Origin of the sequence: Heyndrickxia sp. FSL W8-0496 (assembly GCF_038007825.1) — a bacterium.
GTDB lineage: Bacteria > Bacillota > Bacilli > Bacillales > Bacillaceae_C > Heyndrickxia > Heyndrickxia oleronia.
Genome location: NZ_JBBOXX010000001.1, coordinates 772,328 through 792,094, shown reverse-complemented (window position 1 = coordinate 792,094; position 19,767 = coordinate 772,328). Strand labels below are relative to the sequence as shown.

The window sequence follows — 19,767 nt, the reverse complement described above, 5'->3', positions numbered from 1 at the left end:
TAAAATAAGGATCACCATATAATCTTAAATGCTTGGAGTGATTCTCTTTGAAAAAAACACTATTTTCGATACTTTTATGTATGCTTATTGCTATCATCACTACAGGATGCAATTCAGATGAAGACAAATTATTAAAAACTGAAATCTCCAAAATGGAGAATGATAAAAAACTTACGAAAGAAGAGAAAAAATTAATAAAGGAATCACAGCTGATTAATTATGTTGTAGAAACATATGGTACATCCATTGATATTACTAAATACGAAGTCATACCTGAAGAACCTGAGGAAGCTCCCCCACTGATTATTATTTATATAAAGGATCATAAAGGTCGTTATCAATCTTCGGTCAATTGTGAAATGAACTATGAGGAAAAAGGGAAACTAGACTGCAAGCCATATGATACTTATTTTACAAACCTCATTAATAAAGAGGCTACCAATTATATAAAACCATTGGTAGCAGCTTCATTTGGAAACTTAAAGAAGGAAGTAGAACATTTTGCCTTCATTAATATTGATAATGCGTCTGAAAAAAATTTAACATTTCAGGAGAAACCAAATTATGAAAAACTGAAAAGGAATTTACCAATTTGTGTTTCTGTGAGGTTGATAGATGAAAAATTAAAAGCAGAAACTTACTACAATGAAATGTATCACTTTATCCAGAACTTTAATAATCAATCCCATATCCGATTAGATTCTAATTGTAATGGAGTCTCTTTGTATATTAGAGGAAAACTTAAAGATAATTTCGGTAATGCCGATGTTAAAGCAATAACCGTAAAACAACCAGAAATTAACAACATCAAACAACCAAATGACTTAAAAAAATTCACCAAAACATCCAACCTCTTTGAAGCTGGGTATGAAATGTAGGGGGTCTGACCCCCACCTCTTTACCGCGTTAAACTACTGGGGGTCTGACCCCCTAAAATAGACCCCCTAAATAACCTCTAATATTAATTTCATATTAATTCTATTAATCTTCGGTAAAACCGCTGTGAAGTGTCAGTAAATTTGCATTATTCCTTTAGATATTGTGTTTTAATAGGCTTGCAGTGGTGATAACAAGGAGGGGTTTGATGAGTCAGGTTGAGTTATTGGATCTTTCGAAGTCTTATGATAAGCAGAAGGATATTTTGAAAGAGATCAATTTATCCATTGAAAAGGGAGAGTTTTTTGTCCTGGTAGGACCTTCTGGTTCAGGGAAAAGTACTTTGCTTCGAATGATTGCGGGACTTGAGGAAATTTCCGGTGGATTTTTAAAAATGAATAATGAACCAGTAAATCACCTTCCACCAAAAGACCGCAATTTATCTATGGTCTTTCAAAATTATGCACTATATCCACATTTAACGGTCGAACAAAATATCCTCTTTGGTCTCAAAGCAAAGAAAGTCAATAAACAGGAACAACAAAAAAGATTAAAGGAAGCTGCCGAAATGGTAGGTCTAACTGAAATGCTCAAACGCAAACCAAAAGAGCTTTCTGGTGGTCAAAGACAAAGGGTTGCACTTGCACGTTCGATTGTTAGTCAAGCACCTCTTTGCTTAATGGATGAACCTCTTTCCAATTTGGATGCAAAGCTGCGGGCTAATATGCGGATTCAAATTCGCAGATTACAAAAAAAGCTTGGTTTAACTACCATTTATGTCACCCATGATCAAGTTGAAGCAATGACGATGGGCGATCGAATTATGGTATTAAATGATGGCAAAATTCAACAGGTTGGAGAGCCGATTACTCTTTATAACGAACCAGCCAATTTGTTTGTCGCTTCTTTCATCGGGTCGCCAAAAATGAATATGGGAACAGCTATTTTTGCATCAAAAGCAAAAAAACTAATGATCGAAAATGATCTTTCCATTTCTGTAGATCCAGCTATAGCCCAAGGGCTACCGAAGGATAAGACACTTACGATTGGCATTCGTGCAGAGCATCTTTTACCCGGAACTACAGAAAATACCACCCATTATTTAGAGGTAGTAAATGTAGAGCAATTAGGAAATGAAACCACCATTGCCTTTGATGTTGGCACTGAATTATGGACAGCAAAATGGCCTGGACAATGGAATATTCAAGTAGGACAAAAAGTTCCTATCCACCTGTCTTCAGACTATCTATTATTCTTTGATACAGAAACAGGAAATCTCATTCGCTCAGCTACCCATGGAAAGAGCCAAGGGGTCATAGCAATATGAGTATGTCTAGTGTAGCCATTCAGACAAATGAATTAAATCTACAGTACGTTGAGCAAGTAAAAAAGAAACAAAGAATTAAAAACTTTTTACACGGGCTATTATTTCTTTTACCATCGATTCTGCTATTTAGTATTTTTGTATTTTACCCTATGATCCGAACGATTTATTTAAGTTTTTTCTTAACAAATGCAAGTGGTGAAACTACAGTATTTGTCGGATTGGAAAATTACTTGAATATGTTTACGTCTCCTATTTTTCTAAAGAGCATCCAATCCACGTTCTTATTTGTGCTATATACCGTTCCAGCGACCATTGTGATTAGCTTATTTTTAGCCATTATCGCGAATGAAAAATTAAAGGGAATTGGATTTTTTCGCACGATTTTCTCCTCAACAATGGGAATTTCAGTAGCAGCTGCATCTGTATTTTGGATGTATTTATTTAACCCTACTATGGGATTACTCAATCAGTTTCTTCAATCAATCGGTGTCGAATCGATTGGCTGGCTCACTGATCCAGCTTGGGCACTTTTTTCTGTTTCAGTTACTACGGTTTGGATGAATATAGGCTTTACTTTTCTCGTTCTTTTGGGAGGGCTGCAATCAATCGATTCCTATCTTTATGAAAGTGCTGATATTGAGGGTGCAGGTTACTTTTATAAGCTAAGGAGAATTACACTTCCAATGCTTTCTCCCACCCTATTTTTTGTATTAACCGTATCGATCATTAATGCTTTTCAAACATTTGGTCAAATTGATATTTTGACGCATGGCGGTCCACAAAATGAAACAAATTTAATTGTTTATTCCATTTATCGCGAGGCATTTGTTAATTATCAGTTTGGATCAGCAAGTGCTCAAGCCGTTATATTATTTATTTTGATCCTACTTATGACCGCTCTGCAATTTAAGCTTGGTGAAAGGAAGGTTCATTATCAATGACCATGTCCTTTAGAAAAAAATTAATCTTCTATGTTTTACTGACACTTTCAGCATTCATCCTATTTGCTCCTACAATGTTGGCAGTAGTGATGAGCTTTATGACCAGTCAGGATATCTTAACAGGCAGTACGCCCAGAACACTTATTACAGATAATTTTACACAGGCTTTCGAACGTTTTCCTTTATTTCAATTTTTATTAAATAGCTTGATCGTGTCGATCGTTATTATGATTGGTCAAATCATTCTATCCAGCTTAGCAGCGTATGCCTTTGTTTTTCTAGAATTCAAAGGAAGAGATTTTCTATTCTATCTATTCATCGCTACGATGATGGTGCCTTTTGAAGCATCAGTTATTCCAAATTTCCATATCATTCGTGACTTAGGTTGGATTGATACCTATCAAGGACTAACGATTCCTTTCTTTGCAACAGCTTTCGGCACATTCCTCCTTAGGCAAAATTTTAAACAAATCCCTAAGGAGCTTAGGGAAGCCAGTCAAATTGCTGGGATGGGAAATTTCAAGTATTATGTCACGGTTGTTTTACCTGTTGCAAAAAGTAGCCTAATCACATTAGGAATATACGGATTTCTATCATCCTGGAATATGTATCTTTGGCCACTTTTATCGACGACCAATGATTCCGTACGGATTGTCCAAATCGGTTTAAAGCAATTACAATCCCAGGAGCAGCTAAATGAATGGGGTGTCATGATGGCTGGGGCAGTAATTGTGATTATACCTACTTTAGTTCTTCTATTCCTCGGACAGAAAAAGCTGCAAAAAGGATTAACCGAAGGTGCATTGAAGTAATCAAGCTTCATTACATATTTAATCAAAAGGAGAAGTGAAAATGAAAAAGCGACTCTCGATACTTATGATTGGTCTATTATTCTTACTAACCGCCTGTAATACGACAGAAAAAGGCTCCGCATCATCTGCTGCAGATAATGGAAAACAAATGGTGACGTTTTGGCATTCCATGAGTGGAGCTGGTCAAGAGACATTAAAACAAATTGTAGAAGACTACAATAACTCCCAAGATAAGATTCAGGTTAATGCAGAATTTCAAGGTACCTATGATGAGGCATTAACAAAATTTCATACTGTAGCAGGTACAAAAAGTGCCCCAAGCATCATTCAAGTATTTGAAATTGGAACAAAATCGATGATCAACAGCGGTAACATCGTTCCAATTCAAAAATTTGTTGATAAAGAAAAATATGATATGAGTGGATTAGAGCAAAACATTCTTAACTATTACACGATCGATAATAAGCTATATTCCATGCCATTTAACTCATCAACTCCTGTTATGTACTACAATAAAGATGCATTTAAAAAAGCAGGTATAGATCCAGAAAATCCTCCAAGAACCTTTGAAGAAATTGAGAACATATCAAAATCAATCACTAAAGCAAATCCAGATATGAAAGGTTTTGCCTTACAAGCATATGGCTGGTTATTTGAAGAACTAATGGCCAATCAGGGTGCATTATTAATGAACAATGATAATGGTCGCTCCGATACTCCATCTAAGATTGGCTTTTCTAAGGAAGAAGGAACAGCTGTCTTCAATTGGGTGAAACGAATGATTGATGATGGAACCTTTGCCAACTATGGGACAAATGGCGATAATATGGTGGCTGGATTTCTAGCTGGAGATGTTTCAATGTTTGTCCAATCATCCGCAAATGCTCGAGATGTTATAGACAATGCTCCATTTGAAGTAGGGGTGGCCTTCCTTCCACATCCAGAAAGTAAGGAACGCCAAGGTGTCGTTATCGGTGGAGCAAGCCTATGGATGATTGATGGAAAACCGAAAGAAGAGCAGCAAGCGGCGTGGGAGTTCATGAAATACTTGCAAACACCTGAAGTACAAGCAAAGTGGCATGTTGGCACAGGCTATTTCGCGATTAACCCTAAAGCTTATGAAAATCCAATGGTCAAAGAAGCCTATAACAAAATGCCCCAATTACAAGTAACTGTAAACCAATTACAGTCAACAAAACCATCTATCGCTACTCAAGGAGCAATCATGGATATGATTCCAGAAGGCAGAAAAATTATCGAAACAGCCCTTGAAACGGTATATAATGGTGGAAATGTGGATAAAGCCTATGATACTGCAGTGAAACAGTTCAATGCGGCTATTAAACAAGCAAATGCAGCAAGAGGAAAATAAAAAAATATAGCAGATTAAGAGAATAAGGGCATATATCCTCTCCCGCTCCTTATTCTCTTCCAATTCTTTATATTGAAAGGATGGATTGTTATGACAAAGGTTTATGGACACCGAGGCTGCAAGGGAACCTATCCTGAAAATACATTACTTGGATTTCGCCAAGCGATTGTGCATGGAGTTGACGGCATTGAACTAGATATCCATATGACAAAAGATGGAGAAATCGTCGTCATCCATGACGAAAGTCTAGATCGAACCACTGATGGAACAGGCTATATTAAAGATTTAACATTAGAAGAGATTAAACAATTTAGTGCTGGAAATCAGTTTACTCATTTACCTAACTATCAAGAGGGAATATGGTCACAAGAACGCGTACCAACATTAAAGGAAGTGCTAGAACTATTAGCCCCCTACCCAATCGATCTAAATATCGAATTTAAGACGTATATGTTTGAATACGAAGGAATCGAAAGTAAAGTACACTCCATCGTAAGCCAATTCGGTGGACAGCGCAAAGTTATTTACTCATCCTTTTATTTACCGACGATCTTAAAAATGAAAAAAATCAATCCAGAAGCCACAATAGCCCTCCTATTACATAATGATGGATTGCTAAATCAACCAAACTATCTACAAAACTTACCATTATCAGCATTGAATATAGCAAAGGATATAGTTTTAACCAATTCGAATTTAGTAAAAAGCTTAAGCTATCCAATATGTGTTTGGACTGTGAATAAAGAAGAAGAAATCAAGCAGCTTTTAGAGCAAAACGTCGAAACCATTATTTCCGATTTTCCTGAAAAAGTCTTACATTCTAGAAATGAGAGAAAGCTATATGTTTAAAAAAATCGTATTCACTTTAACTAGTGTTCTATTAATTTTAACCTTTATCTATACTTTTGCTAGTCAAAAAGCAGAGTCTGTATCAACGGCAACTATAGAAACCATACCGAAAAAAACAGCAACGTCCAAGATGGAATCAACGGTAAAAAATAAAACAGAGCACAGCTTTAAACAGACTCCAAAAATTCTCGCCCATCGAGGAGCAAATGACCGATTTAATGAAAATACAATAACCGCTCAAAAAATAGCTGCCGATGATGGTGTAGATGCGTTAGAAATGGATCTACGCATGACAAAAGATGGTTCACTAATCATCATGCATGATCAAACAATTAATCGTACAACGAATGGAAAAAAGAAAGTTTCAGAACTTACTTTAGATGAATTAAAAGCCTATCAAACAATTGGACGATACAATGGGAAAACGACAACGGAAGATATCCCCACGCTTAGGGAAATGATTGAAGCTTTTACAGATACCGAACATTATTATATTGAAACAAGATTGGTCAATAGGGAATTAAAAATGGAGGAACCCTTAATTGAACTGCTTAATGAATATCATCTTATTTCCAAAGGGTTAGTCACCATTCAATCCTTTTCACCGCAAAGCTTAGAAAAAATACAGAGATTAGCACCTAATGTTCCTTTAACCCTACTTTTCGGAAAAGGTAAATTTGATTTGGAAATGGCACTAACTTCTCCTTACCCGAACATAGGGATTGAATCAACGGATGTCACTTTAAGTATTGTCAACGAGCTCCATCAAGCCGGAAAAGAAGTTCATGTGTATTTTACAAATAAAAAAACGGAAAAGAATGAGCAGGCACGGGTAAAAGCTTTTCAGGTTGATGGTTATTTCACTGATTACATAAATTATACGAAACAACTTTTGGGACAATGGACCGGATCCATTGTCCCATTTTGTTGATGAGCTTGTGCAGGTTATTTGTAACTTCCTAAGTAAAAAGGATAAAAATCAAAATCAATTAGTTGAAACAATCTAATGAAAGTAAAAACAAAGGAAGAGGACGATTGATAAGTCCTCTTCCCCATTCGGTTAATTCACTTTTCGTAACGGCATTCTCTTTAAATAAGTCACCATTCTCCATATCCATTCGAGTGGACCAAACTTAAAGAAACGAAGCCAAATCGTACTATATATTAGCTGCAAAGCAAGAATGATTAAACATAGATAAAGAGTTTCTAAATAAGTAATCTTATTATTTAAAAGCAAGACTACATTAGCCAACAATATGAAAGTAGTTTGCATAATATAATTGGACAATGCCATGCGTCCTAAATTTTTGATGGGTGACAATAGTTTAGCTATCATTCCTACCCTAACAAGAATAATGACTAATCCAACATAAAAAGCGGACACAATGGGTCCAATCATAATTCCAATTTTGAGAAATTTATTCGTCTGAATGACATTTAGGTCATCAGTTCCTTCTAATATCATGCCATAAAAAGGACGCAATGGACTCTGCATGTATTGATAGGTTAGACCGACTATACTTAACAGAAACATGACGAACGTAAACTTGTTAATTAAACGCTTTTGTTCAGAAAGTTTCTCAAAGATACGATATTGTCCCGCAGCAAGTCCCAATAAAATGTATGGGAAGCTCATAAGTTCTTTCATCGATAAAATGGCAAAAGTAATTAATAAAACCAATCCAACAATCAGATTTATTTCTTTTTTCACCTTATAAAATGGCATCACTAGAAGACCACAAATGGCATAGACAGCTAACGCTTCTCCCGGCTGAAATATATGATGAATGCATCCAAAAATGAATAATGCGATGATTCTTCGTATAAATAGCACATAGCCATTTTTCCCTTTGGAGATCGCTCTTGATAGAAAAATATAAAAGCCAACCCCAAATAAAAAGGAAAAGATAGAGAAAAAGCGAGTTTCCACAAATACATAGAGCCATTTTTGATAGGCAGCATTCGCCGTATGTGGTTCAGGCATTTGCACTGACAATAATGCTAAAATATTGACTAAAATAATTCCAATTAAAGCGAATCCTCTCAAATAATCTAGGGCATCGATCCTTCTTGTCTGTTCAATTGAATTCATATGTTTCTCCTTTTTGTCTGTTCTATTATAGGGTCTGACCCCTAGAACATTTCTCCCTGTCCTTTGTAAGCTATAAATCCGATTTTATTAATTGATCCCTTACCTTTTTAGGTAAGCTTTCTAGCTTTACTTCCTCCCACGTTTTTACATAGCTCCCCTTCATATATACTTTTAAAAATGCATTCTTTCTTAGTTCATGTGAGGCGTAAAATTTTACTTCTTGTTTTTCACCACTCTTTGTAAAACCAATTAATGTATAATCAGCCCCACCTGGATTTCTCAGTGCAGGTTTCGCGTTAATTTGAACATATACATCTTTTTTTGATACAAAAGGGTTAATTTGATCGGATACTTCTTTCGGCAATGCTAAAAATCCACCAACAATAATAGCCATTCCTATGACAACCCCAATCATTGTTTTCTTTTTCATTTTCAATCACTCCTTTACTTTTTTACTCATCAATAGATGCCATTATTTTTTTTACATAGCTGATTCGTACAATTGTAAAATAGACAATCTCTAAAATTAAAAACCCAATAATCGTAATAATCGTAGGAACAACAACACTACTTCCCATATCTCTCTCCAAAACTTTTAAGGCAAAGCATGTATGAACAATAGCTACTATGAATGGCAAGAAAAACAGAATCGACAATTGCCATGTAGCACTTTTCTTAATTTCCATTTCAGTGAGCCCTATTTTCGATAATGCTTTGTATTTTTCTTGTTCATGCTCAAGGTCTGTAAATAGACGGAAATAAATAAAACTACCTGCAGCAAGGAAAAATACTAAGGCCACAAATAAACCAATAAATAAACTGAGACTAGGAATTTGAACACTTTCATAATAAATTAACCCTTTTGAGAAAAATTCAAAATGAATATTAGTATAGTTACCGTATAATGTATCGTGTAGTATCTTGCTTATTTCAACACTCTTCTTCCAATCTTTAAAATGGAACCCATAAAGGGTAGACGGTTCAAAGGTTGATTTCATTTTTTTATACGTTTGCTCATTAACAACTACTGCCGTCGAAACACCTAAAATAGATGATTCAATCCCTTTAACCTTGAGCGAGTACGGGGAATCTACTATTTTCAATGTTGATGGAATGTCTTTGTTATGATCAAAACCACGATTATCCAAATAAACAATGGCCTCACCATCATTTATGGCCCCCACTTTTAAGGTTGGATTATATTTTGACGCTTCCTTTTGCGATAAAATCACAATAACTGGAACCGTACCATCTGGCATTTGATAACGCGCCTCTAAGGCCTCCACTTTCCCCGCTTTATAGTCAATACCAACATGACTTAAAGATTCTTCAATTAAACCAATATGTTTTGCTTCATTCCCATTATCTGGACTCGATAAATATTCTATTTCGTAATTTGTCTTTTCAATCGGTTGCTTTGATTTAAAAACAGTTAACACACCTGTTGCTGTAAAGGCCACTGCAGAAACGATACTCACGATAAAAAACAATCTCGCATTATCCTTTAATCGATAGGTTAAATCAGAAATCGTTAAGAAATGATAGCCATTTAAATAAAGATTTTTGCTTTTCTTCAATCGTTTTAATATCCATACACTTAATTGACTGTAAAAGAAGAAAGTTCCTATAACCGTTAAGATTAATATAATCACCGCACTGGTCATATTAATTTCCGCAATAAAAGCCATCGTATAGCCCGTCCCTAAAAAGATAAGTGCAAGTGCAGACAATAAAATAGAAGGCTTCGGAGCTTTTTTTGGTTTAATCGATCCTTTTAACAAGGCTACCGTTTCTTCAGTGTTAATAAAGAAAAGCGTAAATTGAGAGATAATGAAAAATAATACAAGAAAAACGCCACTTGTTAGCCCAATCGCTTTCCAAGGTAAATATAAGGACAACTCATCCATATCAAGAATATATCCACCCGCAACAAAGAACATTTTCGCAAGAATCGTTCCTCCTGCTATTCCTGAAATAATAGAGGCTAGTCCAATAACCAGGTTTTCAAGTGTTACTAATCTCCTCAACTGCTTTGGTGATGTCCCTGAAATCGTAAGAATTCCAAACTCTTTTTTTCTCGTATGCAGGAAAGCATTAACTGAATATAAAACAAATAGAATGGAGAAGACAAAAATAATCCACTCAGCTGCTATCATACCCTTGCGTGCAATAGTATTGATCACTCCTGTTTCTAAGGCAGGGTGAAAAATAAACATCGCAAATATATAAAAAATCATGACAGCAAAGGAACTGCTTAGATAAAACGCTAAATAAGAACGTAAATTACGCGCTACATTTTTAGTAGCGAGTTGATAAAAGTTCATTTGCATTCCCTCCAAGCATGGACAATACATCGATAATTTGCTGGAAGAATACTTTCCGGTTATCTCCCATATAGATCTCGTTGTACAATTCACCATCTTTAATAAAAATGACCCGATGACAATAACTTGCTGCAAAAGGATCATGTGTGACCATTAGCATTGTAGTCTTCTCATGTTCATTAATATCAAGCATAGCTTCTAACACTGCTTTTGAAGATTTTGAATCCAAGTTTCCGGTTGGTTCATCCGCTAAAAGTAAGGAAGGTTTGTGTATGATAGCTCTCGCAATCGCTGTTCTTTGCCGTTGCCCTCCAGATACTTCGAATGTTCTCTTCTTTAAAATAGATTCAATTCCAAGCTTTTCTGCGATATGGCTTACTTTTTCTGCAATCACATGAGGTTTTACCCTCTCCAGCACTAATGGGAGCATAATATTTTCTTCTAATGTTAATGTGTCCAATAAATTAAAGTCTTGAAACACGAACCCCAATTCTTGTCTTCTGAATTTTGCTAGTTTCTCTTTTTTCAATTTATGTGGCTGCTTTCCATTGATGATAATCTCTCCTGATGTAGGACGATCAATAGTTGAAATTAGATTTAATAATGTTGATTTTCCTGAGCCTGAAGGACCCATGACTCCAATAAATTCACCAGCCTGCACATTCATGTTGATATTTGTTAAGGCTTGAAAAGGATTTTTCCCATCATAAACCTTGTTTATATGATTAACTTGCAGAACTGTCTGCATGATGTAACCTCCTTAAATGTGTATGACCCTATTGTAAAAAGAACAAGAAAGATCTGCGATTTAATTTCCTTAAATGAAACTTACATTTTTGTAAGAAAATCCGACCTTTGATTTTCACAAAAGGAAAGTTGGCCTTAGAACTTTCCATGAAAATCTGATCTTTGATTTTCCTAAAAGGAAAGTTGGATCTAATACTTTCCACGATAATCCGACCTTTGATTTTCCTAAAAGGAAAGTTGGCCTTAAAACTTTCCATGAAAATCTGACCTTTGATTTTCCTAAAAGGAAAGTTGGCCTTAAAACTTTCCACGAAAATCCGATTTTTGATTTTCCCAAAAAGGAAAGTTAGCTTTAAAACTTTCCACGAAAATCCGACCTTTGATTTTCCCAAAAGGAAATTTGGCCTTAAAACTTTCCATGAAAATCTGACCTTTAATTTTCCTAAAAGGAAAGTTGGCCTTAAAACTTTCCACGAAAATCCGATTTTTGATTTTCCCAAAAAGGAAAGTTGGCTTTAGAACTTTCCACGAAAATCTGATCTTTGATTTTCCCAAAAAGGAAAGTTGGATCTAAAACTTTCCACGAAAATCCGGTTTTTGACCTGAAGAGACATGGCTAGAACATATTCATGTTTAGTGCATTGCATTTATCCATTAATCAATAATTGAAAAGAAAAAACCTTGCTGAAGATACAGCAAGGCCACAATTATTTTTTCCTAAACATTAAAAATAATGCTAAACGAAGTTCCTTTGTTTATCTCCGTATCAATGGAGAAATCATGGGCGAGCCTATTTAATATTTCCTTAACAAGATAGAGCCCCATCCCTGTCGATTCATGATACTTTCTTCCATTCACACCGGTAAAATATGGTTCAAATACCCTCTTTACATCCTGTTCAGGAATACCTATTCCATAATCAGTAATGGTTAAAATCACTTGTTCATTTTGTTTTGCTAATCGTATATCTACCTTATTGGACTTTTCCGTTGAATACTTTAATGCATTGGACAGCACTTGCTCAATGACAAACTTAATCCATTTTTTATCAGAAAGAATATAAAGATCTTGGTCGTCCATTATCATATTGGGATATACCTTGAATTGAAAAAACAGGCTTTTATTTTCTTTAACAAGTTCTTTTATAAATGTATTGATAGGGATCCTTTCAATCTGATAATCCTTTTCAAACAAGGATAGCCTAGAGGAATATAAAACAGTCTTTAATCCCATCTCTAATTTGTATATTTCCTTTCGAATATCCTGGAAAACTGGATCATCATAATCTTGAATCATTAGCTGTATCACTGATATCGGCGTTTTCATTTGATGGACCCATTGATTCATAAAGGTCGCTTTTTCTTTAATCTCCGCCTCACCTTCCAATATCAATTGATCAGCGGCATCTTTTTCCTCGATTATTTTCTGGTGCAGTACTTTATTAAAATAACCATTTCCAAAGCTAGGTATATACCTTAATTCTTTCTCATCGGTAGTTATCCATTTATAAAGCTGTGAGTCATTCATCCACCGATAGGCTAAATAAATACAAAGAAGAATGATTTGCATTAACAAAACATAAAGGACATGTCCCCATCCTTGAAATCCTAGAAACCAAAAATACAACCATGTGAATCCGCCTTGTACAATTACCATAAATAGTAATGCAAAATGACTTCTTAGAAAGATTTTCATTGGTTATCTTCCCACGTCTTTTTCATTCGGTAGCCGGCTCCACGTATGGTTTCTACTGCATCATTGATCCCTAATTCCTTCAATACCCTACGAATTCTTGATATATATACATTTAACGTATTCTCATCAACAAACATATCTGTATCCCACATTTTCTCCATTAACCTATCACGACTCGTTACCTTATCTCCACGCTCTAAAAGTAGCGCTATCATTGTCGCTTCTTTTTTCGAGAGCTCGTAGTTCTTGCCTTTGAACTCTAATTCAAGCTTCTCTGGATAATACTTGAGTCCTTCAAAATTAATCACCTTCTCCTTTTGGTTTAGCGCATATTCCCCCAGGGTCCGTCGAAGTTGACTTTTTACCTTAGCTGTTACAATCTCAAATGAAAAGGGCTTTGTAATATAATCATCTGCTCCATTCTCAATAGCCATCACTTGATCCATTGTTCCTTCACGAGCAGATATAAAGATAATCGGACATTTTGAATACTTTCTTATTTGTCTACACCAATAAAACCCATCAAAAGAGGGCAAATTGATATCAAGCAATACTAAATCAGGGCTATTCTCTCTAAACTCTGTCAAAACACGATCAAAGTTATCTAATCCGACACACTGATAGCCGTACTTCGTTAAATAGTTCTCTAAAAGTTTTCTGAGGTCTTCATTATCCTCAATGATCATTATCTTTGGCATATCGATCTTCCCTTTCAAACATAACATTAACAAATATAATCCTAAGACACTATAGTTGGATAAGACTCTTTTAGTTATTCGATTATACAAGTTATAAAAAGTACATGCATTAATTAAATTGATTTTAAAATAAAAGCATTTTAGAATTATAGACCTTCCATCTATTTCAGATGCAAATGTTAAAAGTTTTCCTGTCTATCTACTAATATATAATAGAATTATCTTTTTCAAGAAGGGACTGAATTATGCGCAGATATCAATATAGTAACCCGATATAAAAAAAACAGATGGAGGGAACTTATTGATGAAGGAACTTTTAACAACGGAAAGATTATTATTAAGAAAAATTCATGTATCAGATTCGGAAAGCTTATTTTCGATTTGGTCAGATCCTGATGTAACAAAATACATGAATATTGATCGCTTTACTGATGTAAGCCAAGCGAGGGAAATGATTGAATTACTAAATCATTTATCACAGGAAAACAAGGCTATCCGCTATTCTATAATTAAAAAAGACACTCAAGATATAATTGGCTCTTGTGGGTACAATTCTCTCGATTATGATCATTCTAAAGTTGAACTTGGATATGAAATTAGTAAGGCTTATTGGGGAAAGGGATATGCTCCAGAGGCGATAAGCTCACTTGTTCATTATGCATTTAACTCATTGGGCATGAATCGAATTGAAGCTAGAGTTGAACCTGCTAATAAAAGTTCAGTGAAAGTTTTACAAAAACTAAACTTTACATTTGAAGGAACAATGAGAAAATGTGAAAAGTCTAAAGGAAGGTTTATTGATCTAAGTATTTTTTCAAAATTAATTACAGATTAGTAAATCCTAGTATAGAGTTGTCTATTAGAGGGTCTGACCCCTTTGTTTATAGACAACTCTATTTTTCATTCCTGCTACCCCATTTGGATAGAAAAGATTGATGCTAACTATTAAATCTATAAAAAACTCCCCTTTTAAGGACAGTTTTGTTATTTTTATATGCCAGTTACTAATAAATCGTAGTCTAATTCAATTTTCTATTATTCTACTATTTTATTTTCAGCTTCTAATTTCATCATGGCTCCAAAATACTGTGATGCGGTTGTAAATGCAATAAATGCACAGAGCTCACTTATTTCATTTTCGTTAAAATATTCTTGTAATATTTCAAAAGATGAATCTGGTATACTTTCTTTTTGCTTTAAAAAAACTTCCGCAAACCCGACTGCAATAGAAATTTTCTCATTGAATTTTTCAGGCTCTGGCTTGCCTTTTGCTTTACAATATTCACAGCCATTGCTTTGAGCCAGAGTTCTTCTTACTTGTTCCTTTAATTCTGAGGAGAGGAATCCATCCTTTTCTAACACATCTCCTAAGTAAGACCACCCTTCCATTACTTTTTCGTTATGTCCTAAAAGTCTTTGGAAAGGAGTATTTCCAAATGTAGATTCACTAATTCTTGCCATTATTAACACCACCTTATATATTAGTATAAAAAATAGAATGAACCATTCACATTAAATATGTAATGTATTAATAATTATTAGTTATGGAATTTAATAAAAAACAGAGGAGTTTCCTTAAAAATGAAAATTGATGAGATTGATAAAAAAATAATTAATGAATTGAAACAGAATAGTCGTTTATCAATGAGTGAACTCGGGAGGAGAATCAACCTTTCTTCCCCTTCAGTCACAGAACGAGTCCGACAAATGGAATCCTTTGGAATAATAAAAAGATACACGTTAGAAATCGATTATTCTAAATTAGGTTCGCCGATTCAATGTATCGTTGAAGCAACCATTAAAAATGGCGATTACAAAGCTTTCAGAAAATATATCGAGCAACTACCAAATGTAGAGTTTTGTTATCGTATTGCTGGCAATGCCTGTTATATGCTCAAAATGCAATTTGAATCTTTCCCAAAAGCAGAGGAATTTATTGATGATGTCAGTCCATTCGCTCACACGGTCACACATTTTATTTTCTCGCAAGTAGAAACTAATTTAAGTCTATTTTAAGGGGTCTGACCCCCGCTGATTTAACGTATTAACGCAATGGGGGCCTGACCCCCAAAGCCTATTTACTTTTTTACCGAATCATCTATTTCTCACTATGACGAAATTTTATGAAGGTTAATTGATAGTTTAGAAGATATTTCTCTAATTCTTGACTGAAACGTATGGTATCGGGATGTGTTAACCCTTTTTCGTTAGCAAAAAGATTTAATATTTGTCGTTTCTGTTCAATTTTTATTGATAATTCTTTTCTATTAATAATTGTTCATCTCTTTCACTTTTATGAATCATAATTAAATACTGTATAACCAAATTATTTTATTTACCTCCACTTCCCCCCTCACCATGACCTAAAACATTTATTGGACTACAGTATACTTTTATATACTTAAGTACAAATATTAATTATAATAATAGTGGGATAGGAAATATGTCAATATTTTTTAAAGGCGATAATCTTGTATCTACATAAACTTAAAGAATTGAGGAATGAATATGTCTGATGTTGCAATTTCTAAATATCAAATGATTTTTGGTTGGGAAGAGGATAATGGAATTGGCGAGATGTTGATTCAACAAATTCTAAAAGGAGAAAAAACAGCTACTTGTGCTCCTAAACAGGAATATTCAAAAGAAGAATTAAGAAAAACATATGAACCAGTTGGAGAAATTGTTACGGTATATGATAAACATGGTCATCCACGATGTAATGTGAGATTGAAAGAAGTATTCGAAACAACCTTTGGAAACCCAGATTTAAGACTTGTTCGAGGCGAAGGAAATGGTGACGATATAGAAAAATTTCAAGAGGACCACAAATTAGCATGGAAAGAGATAGATATTGAATTAAATGATGAGACTATTTTAGTAGTGGAATTATTCGAAATGGTAACAAACGAATAGCACCTATTACAGGTTTCACGATAAATCTATCAATGATGTTTAGTATCCAACAAATAGCCTTCGAAAATGAAGGCTATTTAATATGAAGACGATTATTCACTTACTTTTATATCTGAATAAGCCTTCTTTAGTTGATTTAAATGAAAGGGCTTATTTTTCAAATGGAAATCAAAGAAATGTAATGTAAAAGCATTAATTACCTCATGAACATATCTAGGATCTTCCCCTTTATTTGCAAAAAAAGGTGAAAAAAGCGGAAAATCAGTAAAACTCATATGAGACGTATGAGGAATTTCAATAGATATCCCACCATTAGCTAATGCATTCTCCCTTCGCTCTGTTGTTTCCTTCCAATTATTCTCATAATAACTGAGTGGTTTATCCAATTGAGAATCAGCTTGATTAAGTGTTTTTTTATACTCGTTATAATCTATACTTTTTTCCCCATTAAAAATCATTAAGGGCTTTTCCACCCCAGTTTCTTCAATTTTTTCTCCATACAAGGTACCATCCATATTGACAGCTGCTTTAATTCTGTCATCTTTCATTAACATTTGCACGGCAGTCGCACCACCATATGAATGACCAAACATACCTATTTGATTTAGATCCATTCGATTGATGAACAAATTTTTTCTATCATTTTTATTTAACTTCTCTAACTCATTAAGGACAAACGAAACATCCTTTTCCCATAAAGTAATATGTGAATCCAGTTCATCAAATCCGGATAAATTTTTAAAGCGAATTTCAGCACTAGAACCGTCCGTAAAAATCGTTGCTGCAGCATCATATGTATGATCAATTCCTACAATAATATATCCATGGCTTGCTAGCTCTTCAACTTCGAACGTATTTTGATTTCGAAATCCTGTTAGTCCATGGGAAAAAATTAAAACAGGATAATTAGACTTTTCTGGTGAGACATGTACATTTAACATCGAATGAGTTTTTACTAAACTTAGCTGTTGGAAAAGGAATGACGGCAAATGGAGTGCCTTTTTTAGCCCTTTTGCAATGGGTTGAATATCTGATATATATGGAGCAAATTTTCCTTTTTCATCTTTATTCACAGGGTACCAAATCTGTACTGCTAGCTTTCTTTTTGAATATGGATCTTTTTCGTATGTCTCCAACCGATTATGATCAACGAAGGTATAGCTTGTTGTGCCAACTGCATATTTACCGGTAGGCTCCTTAAATGCAAAAACAGGAAAGATGAAAGGTAAACTAACGGAAATAACAGTAAAAAGGCAAATGCTTATAGACATAGTAATCTTTAACCATTTCTTAGAAACATTTACGCGTAAAAAATAGATTAAAGAGATTGGCACTACATATAACGGAATCATCTGCCAACGGAAACCTTCCACTTTATATTGTATTGTTATCAGGAAGAGCATGGCAGATAATAGTAGAATGATAATCTTCCAGTTTTGTTTTTTTGAAAAGAAAGACCACCAAAGTAAACCTAATGCTAAAATAGCATATATCATTTCTATTAAACGCATTTCATACTCCTTTCTTTACTTTTCGACAGCAACATTTAGGAAAGGAAACGACTAATTAACATGAATAAGCGTTTCCTTTAGCAGAGTGACAAAAATCATTGGGCATTATCCTTAACAGGCTGTTTAATAAAAAAACAAAAAATAAATGCTAAGATAGTAAGAGTAAATGCAGCTAAAAATCCATTATTCAGTCCTTTTATAGTTGCGTCGAATAATAGATGTGGTGCTTGGCTCATCCCATGATGACTAATGTAATGACTGACTGATGTTGACATGACCCCCACAATAATGGCTGAACCTAGAGATGCAAAAATTTGACGAACTGTATTATTAGCTGCAGTTCCGTGACTGATTAACGCTTGAGGTAGCGCATTAATCCCTGCAGTCGCTAAAGGCATCATAACTAGCCCCATTCCTAACATTCTTAAAGAATAGGCCGTTACAATCCACCAAATGGATGTATCCTGTTCTAAAAATAAAAAAGGTATAGTACCTAATGTTAAAATAACCATCCCGACGATCGAAAGTTTTCTTATTCCATACCTATCAAATATTTTCCCTGCAATAGGTGAGATAAGTCCTAATACTAACGCGCCTGGGAGAAGAACTAGGCCTGATTGCAATGCAGAATATCCATGAATCTTCTGTGTATAAATGGGGAGTAAAATTTCAGAGCCAATCATTGTCATAAAAATAATAGAAACGATTACCGTAGTTACAGTAAATCCCTTGCTTTTAAATACACGTAGTTCTAATATTGGTTCTTCTAATTTGAATTGACGAAGAGAAAATAGAAATAATACGACTAGACCTATTCCACAAGAGATCCATACGATAGGATTCCCCCACCCTTTATCTCCTCCAATTCCAATTCCATAGAGAAGTGTTCCTAATCCAATACTGCTTAATAAAACTGAAAGTATATCCAACTTTGGTTTTGTCAGCTGAATAACGTTCTTCAGAAAATAGATTGCAAGAATCATATCAATAACTGTAATTGGCAGAATTAAATAAAAAAGATAATGCCAATGATAAGAATCAACAATCCAGCCTGATAAAGTTGGACCGATTGCTGGTGAAAAAGCGATGACGATACCAACAAGTCCCATTGCTTCTCCTCTGCGATCAGGTGGAAAAATCATAAACATTAATGTTTGCATTAAGGGTAGCATGATGCCAGATCCAACTGCCTGAATCATACGACCAATCAGTAGAAGTTGAAATGTTGGGCTAATGGCACAAACGACGGTTCCAATAGCAAAACATCCCATTGCAAGAAGAAATAAATTCCTACTAGCAATCTGGTTTAATAAAAATGCTGAAACAGGAATCATTATTCCATTGATTAACATAAACGCAGTGATGAGCCACTGTGCATTATTAGCTGTAACATTTAGGTCTTCCATAATTTTTGGAAGAGCAATAACTAAAACCGTTTGATTTAAGATCGCTATAAAAGCACCTACCAAAAGAACAATAACAAAACCTGGTCTTTTGAAGGGCTTTCCTTTTATATCTACCGGTAAAGTGGAAATCTGGTTCATATAGAACACACACCTTTCTTTTCTTTTTGACTTGTGTATATTTTTTTATACTCAAGTATATTT

At 34.6% G+C, this 19,767-nt stretch carries 20 protein-coding genes; 10 read left to right on the top strand and 10 right to left on the bottom strand.

Annotated features, from left to right (window positions below; all coding sequences use genetic code 11):
* The first annotated feature begins 47 nt into the window (after positions 1-47).
* The 7 genes from NST63_RS04150 (at position 48) to NST63_RS04120 (ending at position 7,108) form a co-directional block, all read left to right on the top strand.
* Positions 48-878, top strand: a complete 831-nt coding sequence (locus tag NST63_RS04150; protein ID WP_259548964.1) for a hypothetical protein — start codon at positions 48-50, stop codon at positions 876-878.
* 206 nt (positions 879-1,084) lie between these two features.
* The gene (locus tag NST63_RS04145; protein WP_180212223.1) at positions 1,085-2,203 is read left to right on the top strand and encodes an ABC transporter ATP-binding protein; all 1,119 of its coding nucleotides are present in this window, start codon (positions 1,085-1,087) and stop codon (positions 2,201-2,203) included.
* Positions 2,204-2,205: 2 nt separating this feature from the next.
* Entirely contained in the window at positions 2,206-3,144 is a 939-nt protein-coding gene (locus NST63_RS04140; RefSeq protein ID WP_201788798.1) for a carbohydrate ABC transporter permease, read from the top strand.
* The gene (locus NST63_RS04135; RefSeq protein WP_180212224.1) at positions 3,141-3,956 is read left to right on the top strand and encodes an ABC transporter permease subunit; all 816 of its coding nucleotides are present in this window, start codon (positions 3,141-3,143) and stop codon (positions 3,954-3,956) included. The genes NST63_RS04140 and NST63_RS04135 overlap by 4 nt, the downstream gene beginning before the upstream one ends.
* Before the next feature lie 40 nt (positions 3,957-3,996).
* Positions 3,997-5,328, top strand: coding sequence for an extracellular solute-binding protein (locus NST63_RS04130; protein ID WP_180212225.1), 1,332 nt, complete (start codon positions 3,997-3,999; stop codon positions 5,326-5,328).
* A 90-nt stretch (positions 5,329-5,418) separates the two neighbouring features.
* Positions 5,419-6,177: a glycerophosphodiester phosphodiesterase gene (locus tag NST63_RS04125; protein WP_071974773.1), complete on the top strand. Its 759-nt coding sequence runs from the start codon at positions 5,419-5,421 to the stop codon at positions 6,175-6,177.
* Entirely contained in the window at positions 6,170-7,108 is a 939-nt protein-coding gene (locus NST63_RS04120; protein WP_180212226.1) for a glycerophosphodiester phosphodiesterase family protein, read from the top strand. Before NST63_RS04125 ends, NST63_RS04120 begins: the two co-directional genes overlap by 8 nt.
* Before the next feature lie 129 nt (positions 7,109-7,237).
* Here NST63_RS04120 and NST63_RS04115 read toward each other — a convergent pair whose 3' ends face one another.
* The 6 genes from NST63_RS04115 to NST63_RS04090 all read right to left on the bottom strand — a co-directional run bounded on the left by NST63_RS04115 (position 7,238) and on the right by NST63_RS04090 (position 13,733).
* A complete protein-coding gene (locus NST63_RS04115) occupies positions 7,238-8,269 on the bottom strand; it encodes a DUF418 domain-containing protein (protein ID WP_180212227.1) in 1,032 nt (343 codons plus the stop codon).
* 70 nt (positions 8,270-8,339) lie between these two features.
* Positions 8,340-8,699 carry a YxeA family protein gene (locus tag NST63_RS04110; protein ID WP_078109591.1) on the bottom strand — a complete coding sequence of 120 codons (360 nt, stop codon included), beginning with the start codon at positions 8,697-8,699 and terminating at the stop codon, positions 8,340-8,342.
* 22 nt (positions 8,700-8,721) lie between these two features.
* Positions 8,722-10,593: an FtsX-like permease family protein gene (locus NST63_RS04105; RefSeq protein ID WP_180212228.1), complete on the bottom strand. Its 1,872-nt coding sequence runs from the start codon at positions 10,591-10,593 to the stop codon at positions 8,722-8,724.
* The gene (locus NST63_RS04100) at positions 10,568-11,341 is read right to left on the bottom strand and encodes an ABC transporter ATP-binding protein (protein ID WP_071974768.1); all 774 of its coding nucleotides are present in this window, start codon (positions 11,339-11,341) and stop codon (positions 10,568-10,570) included. The genes NST63_RS04105 and NST63_RS04100 overlap by 26 nt, the downstream gene beginning before the upstream one ends.
* A gap of 716 nt (positions 11,342-12,057) precedes the next feature.
* Positions 12,058-13,035 (bottom strand): ATP-binding protein, encoded by a 978-nt coding sequence (locus NST63_RS04095; protein ID WP_180212229.1) that lies wholly within the window; start codon positions 13,033-13,035, stop codon positions 12,058-12,060.
* A complete protein-coding gene (locus NST63_RS04090) occupies positions 13,032-13,733 on the bottom strand; it encodes a response regulator transcription factor (RefSeq protein ID WP_180212230.1) in 702 nt (233 codons plus the stop codon). The genes NST63_RS04095 and NST63_RS04090 overlap by 4 nt, the downstream gene beginning before the upstream one ends.
* A 304-nt stretch (positions 13,734-14,037) precedes the next feature.
* On the opposite strand from NST63_RS04090, the gene NST63_RS04085 reads away from it, so the two are divergent.
* Positions 14,038-14,568, top strand: a complete 531-nt coding sequence (locus NST63_RS04085) for a GNAT family N-acetyltransferase (RefSeq protein WP_216384427.1) — start codon at positions 14,038-14,040, stop codon at positions 14,566-14,568.
* Between the two features lie 200 nt (positions 14,569-14,768).
* Here the strand turns inward: NST63_RS04085 and NST63_RS04080 are convergent, their stop codons facing one another.
* On the bottom strand, positions 14,769-15,194 hold the full coding sequence (locus NST63_RS04080; RefSeq protein WP_078109597.1) for a carboxymuconolactone decarboxylase family protein: 426 nt from the start codon (positions 15,192-15,194) through the stop codon (positions 14,769-14,771).
* Between the two features lie 120 nt (positions 15,195-15,314).
* On the opposite strand from NST63_RS04080, the gene NST63_RS04075 reads away from it, so the two are divergent.
* Positions 15,315-15,749 carry an Lrp/AsnC family transcriptional regulator gene (locus tag NST63_RS04075; protein WP_071974763.1) on the top strand — a complete coding sequence of 145 codons (435 nt, stop codon included), beginning with the start codon at positions 15,315-15,317 and terminating at the stop codon, positions 15,747-15,749.
* A gap of 82 nt (positions 15,750-15,831) precedes the next feature.
* Here NST63_RS04075 and NST63_RS27755 read toward each other — a convergent pair whose 3' ends face one another.
* Positions 15,832-15,978 (bottom strand): aspartyl-phosphate phosphatase Spo0E family protein, encoded by a 147-nt coding sequence (locus NST63_RS27755; protein WP_352523797.1) that lies wholly within the window; start codon positions 15,976-15,978, stop codon positions 15,832-15,834.
* A gap of 263 nt (positions 15,979-16,241) precedes the next feature.
* Here NST63_RS27755 and NST63_RS04070 point away from each other — a divergent pair, with 263 nt between their 5' ends.
* Positions 16,242-16,649, top strand: a complete 408-nt coding sequence (locus tag NST63_RS04070; RefSeq protein WP_078109599.1) for an ASCH domain-containing protein — start codon at positions 16,242-16,244, stop codon at positions 16,647-16,649.
* A 92-nt stretch (positions 16,650-16,741) separates the two neighbouring features.
* On the opposite strand, the gene NST63_RS04065 is transcribed toward NST63_RS04070, so the two are convergent.
* Together NST63_RS04065 and NST63_RS04060 are read right to left on the bottom strand one after the other, a co-directional pair.
* Entirely contained in the window at positions 16,742-18,160 is a 1,419-nt protein-coding gene (locus NST63_RS04065) for an alpha/beta hydrolase (RefSeq protein ID WP_180212231.1), read from the bottom strand.
* Between the two features lie 95 nt (positions 18,161-18,255).
* Positions 18,256-19,704, bottom strand: a complete 1,449-nt coding sequence (locus NST63_RS04060; protein WP_180212232.1) for an MDR family MFS transporter — start codon at positions 19,702-19,704, stop codon at positions 18,256-18,258.
* Positions 19,705-19,767 lie beyond the last annotated feature (63 nt).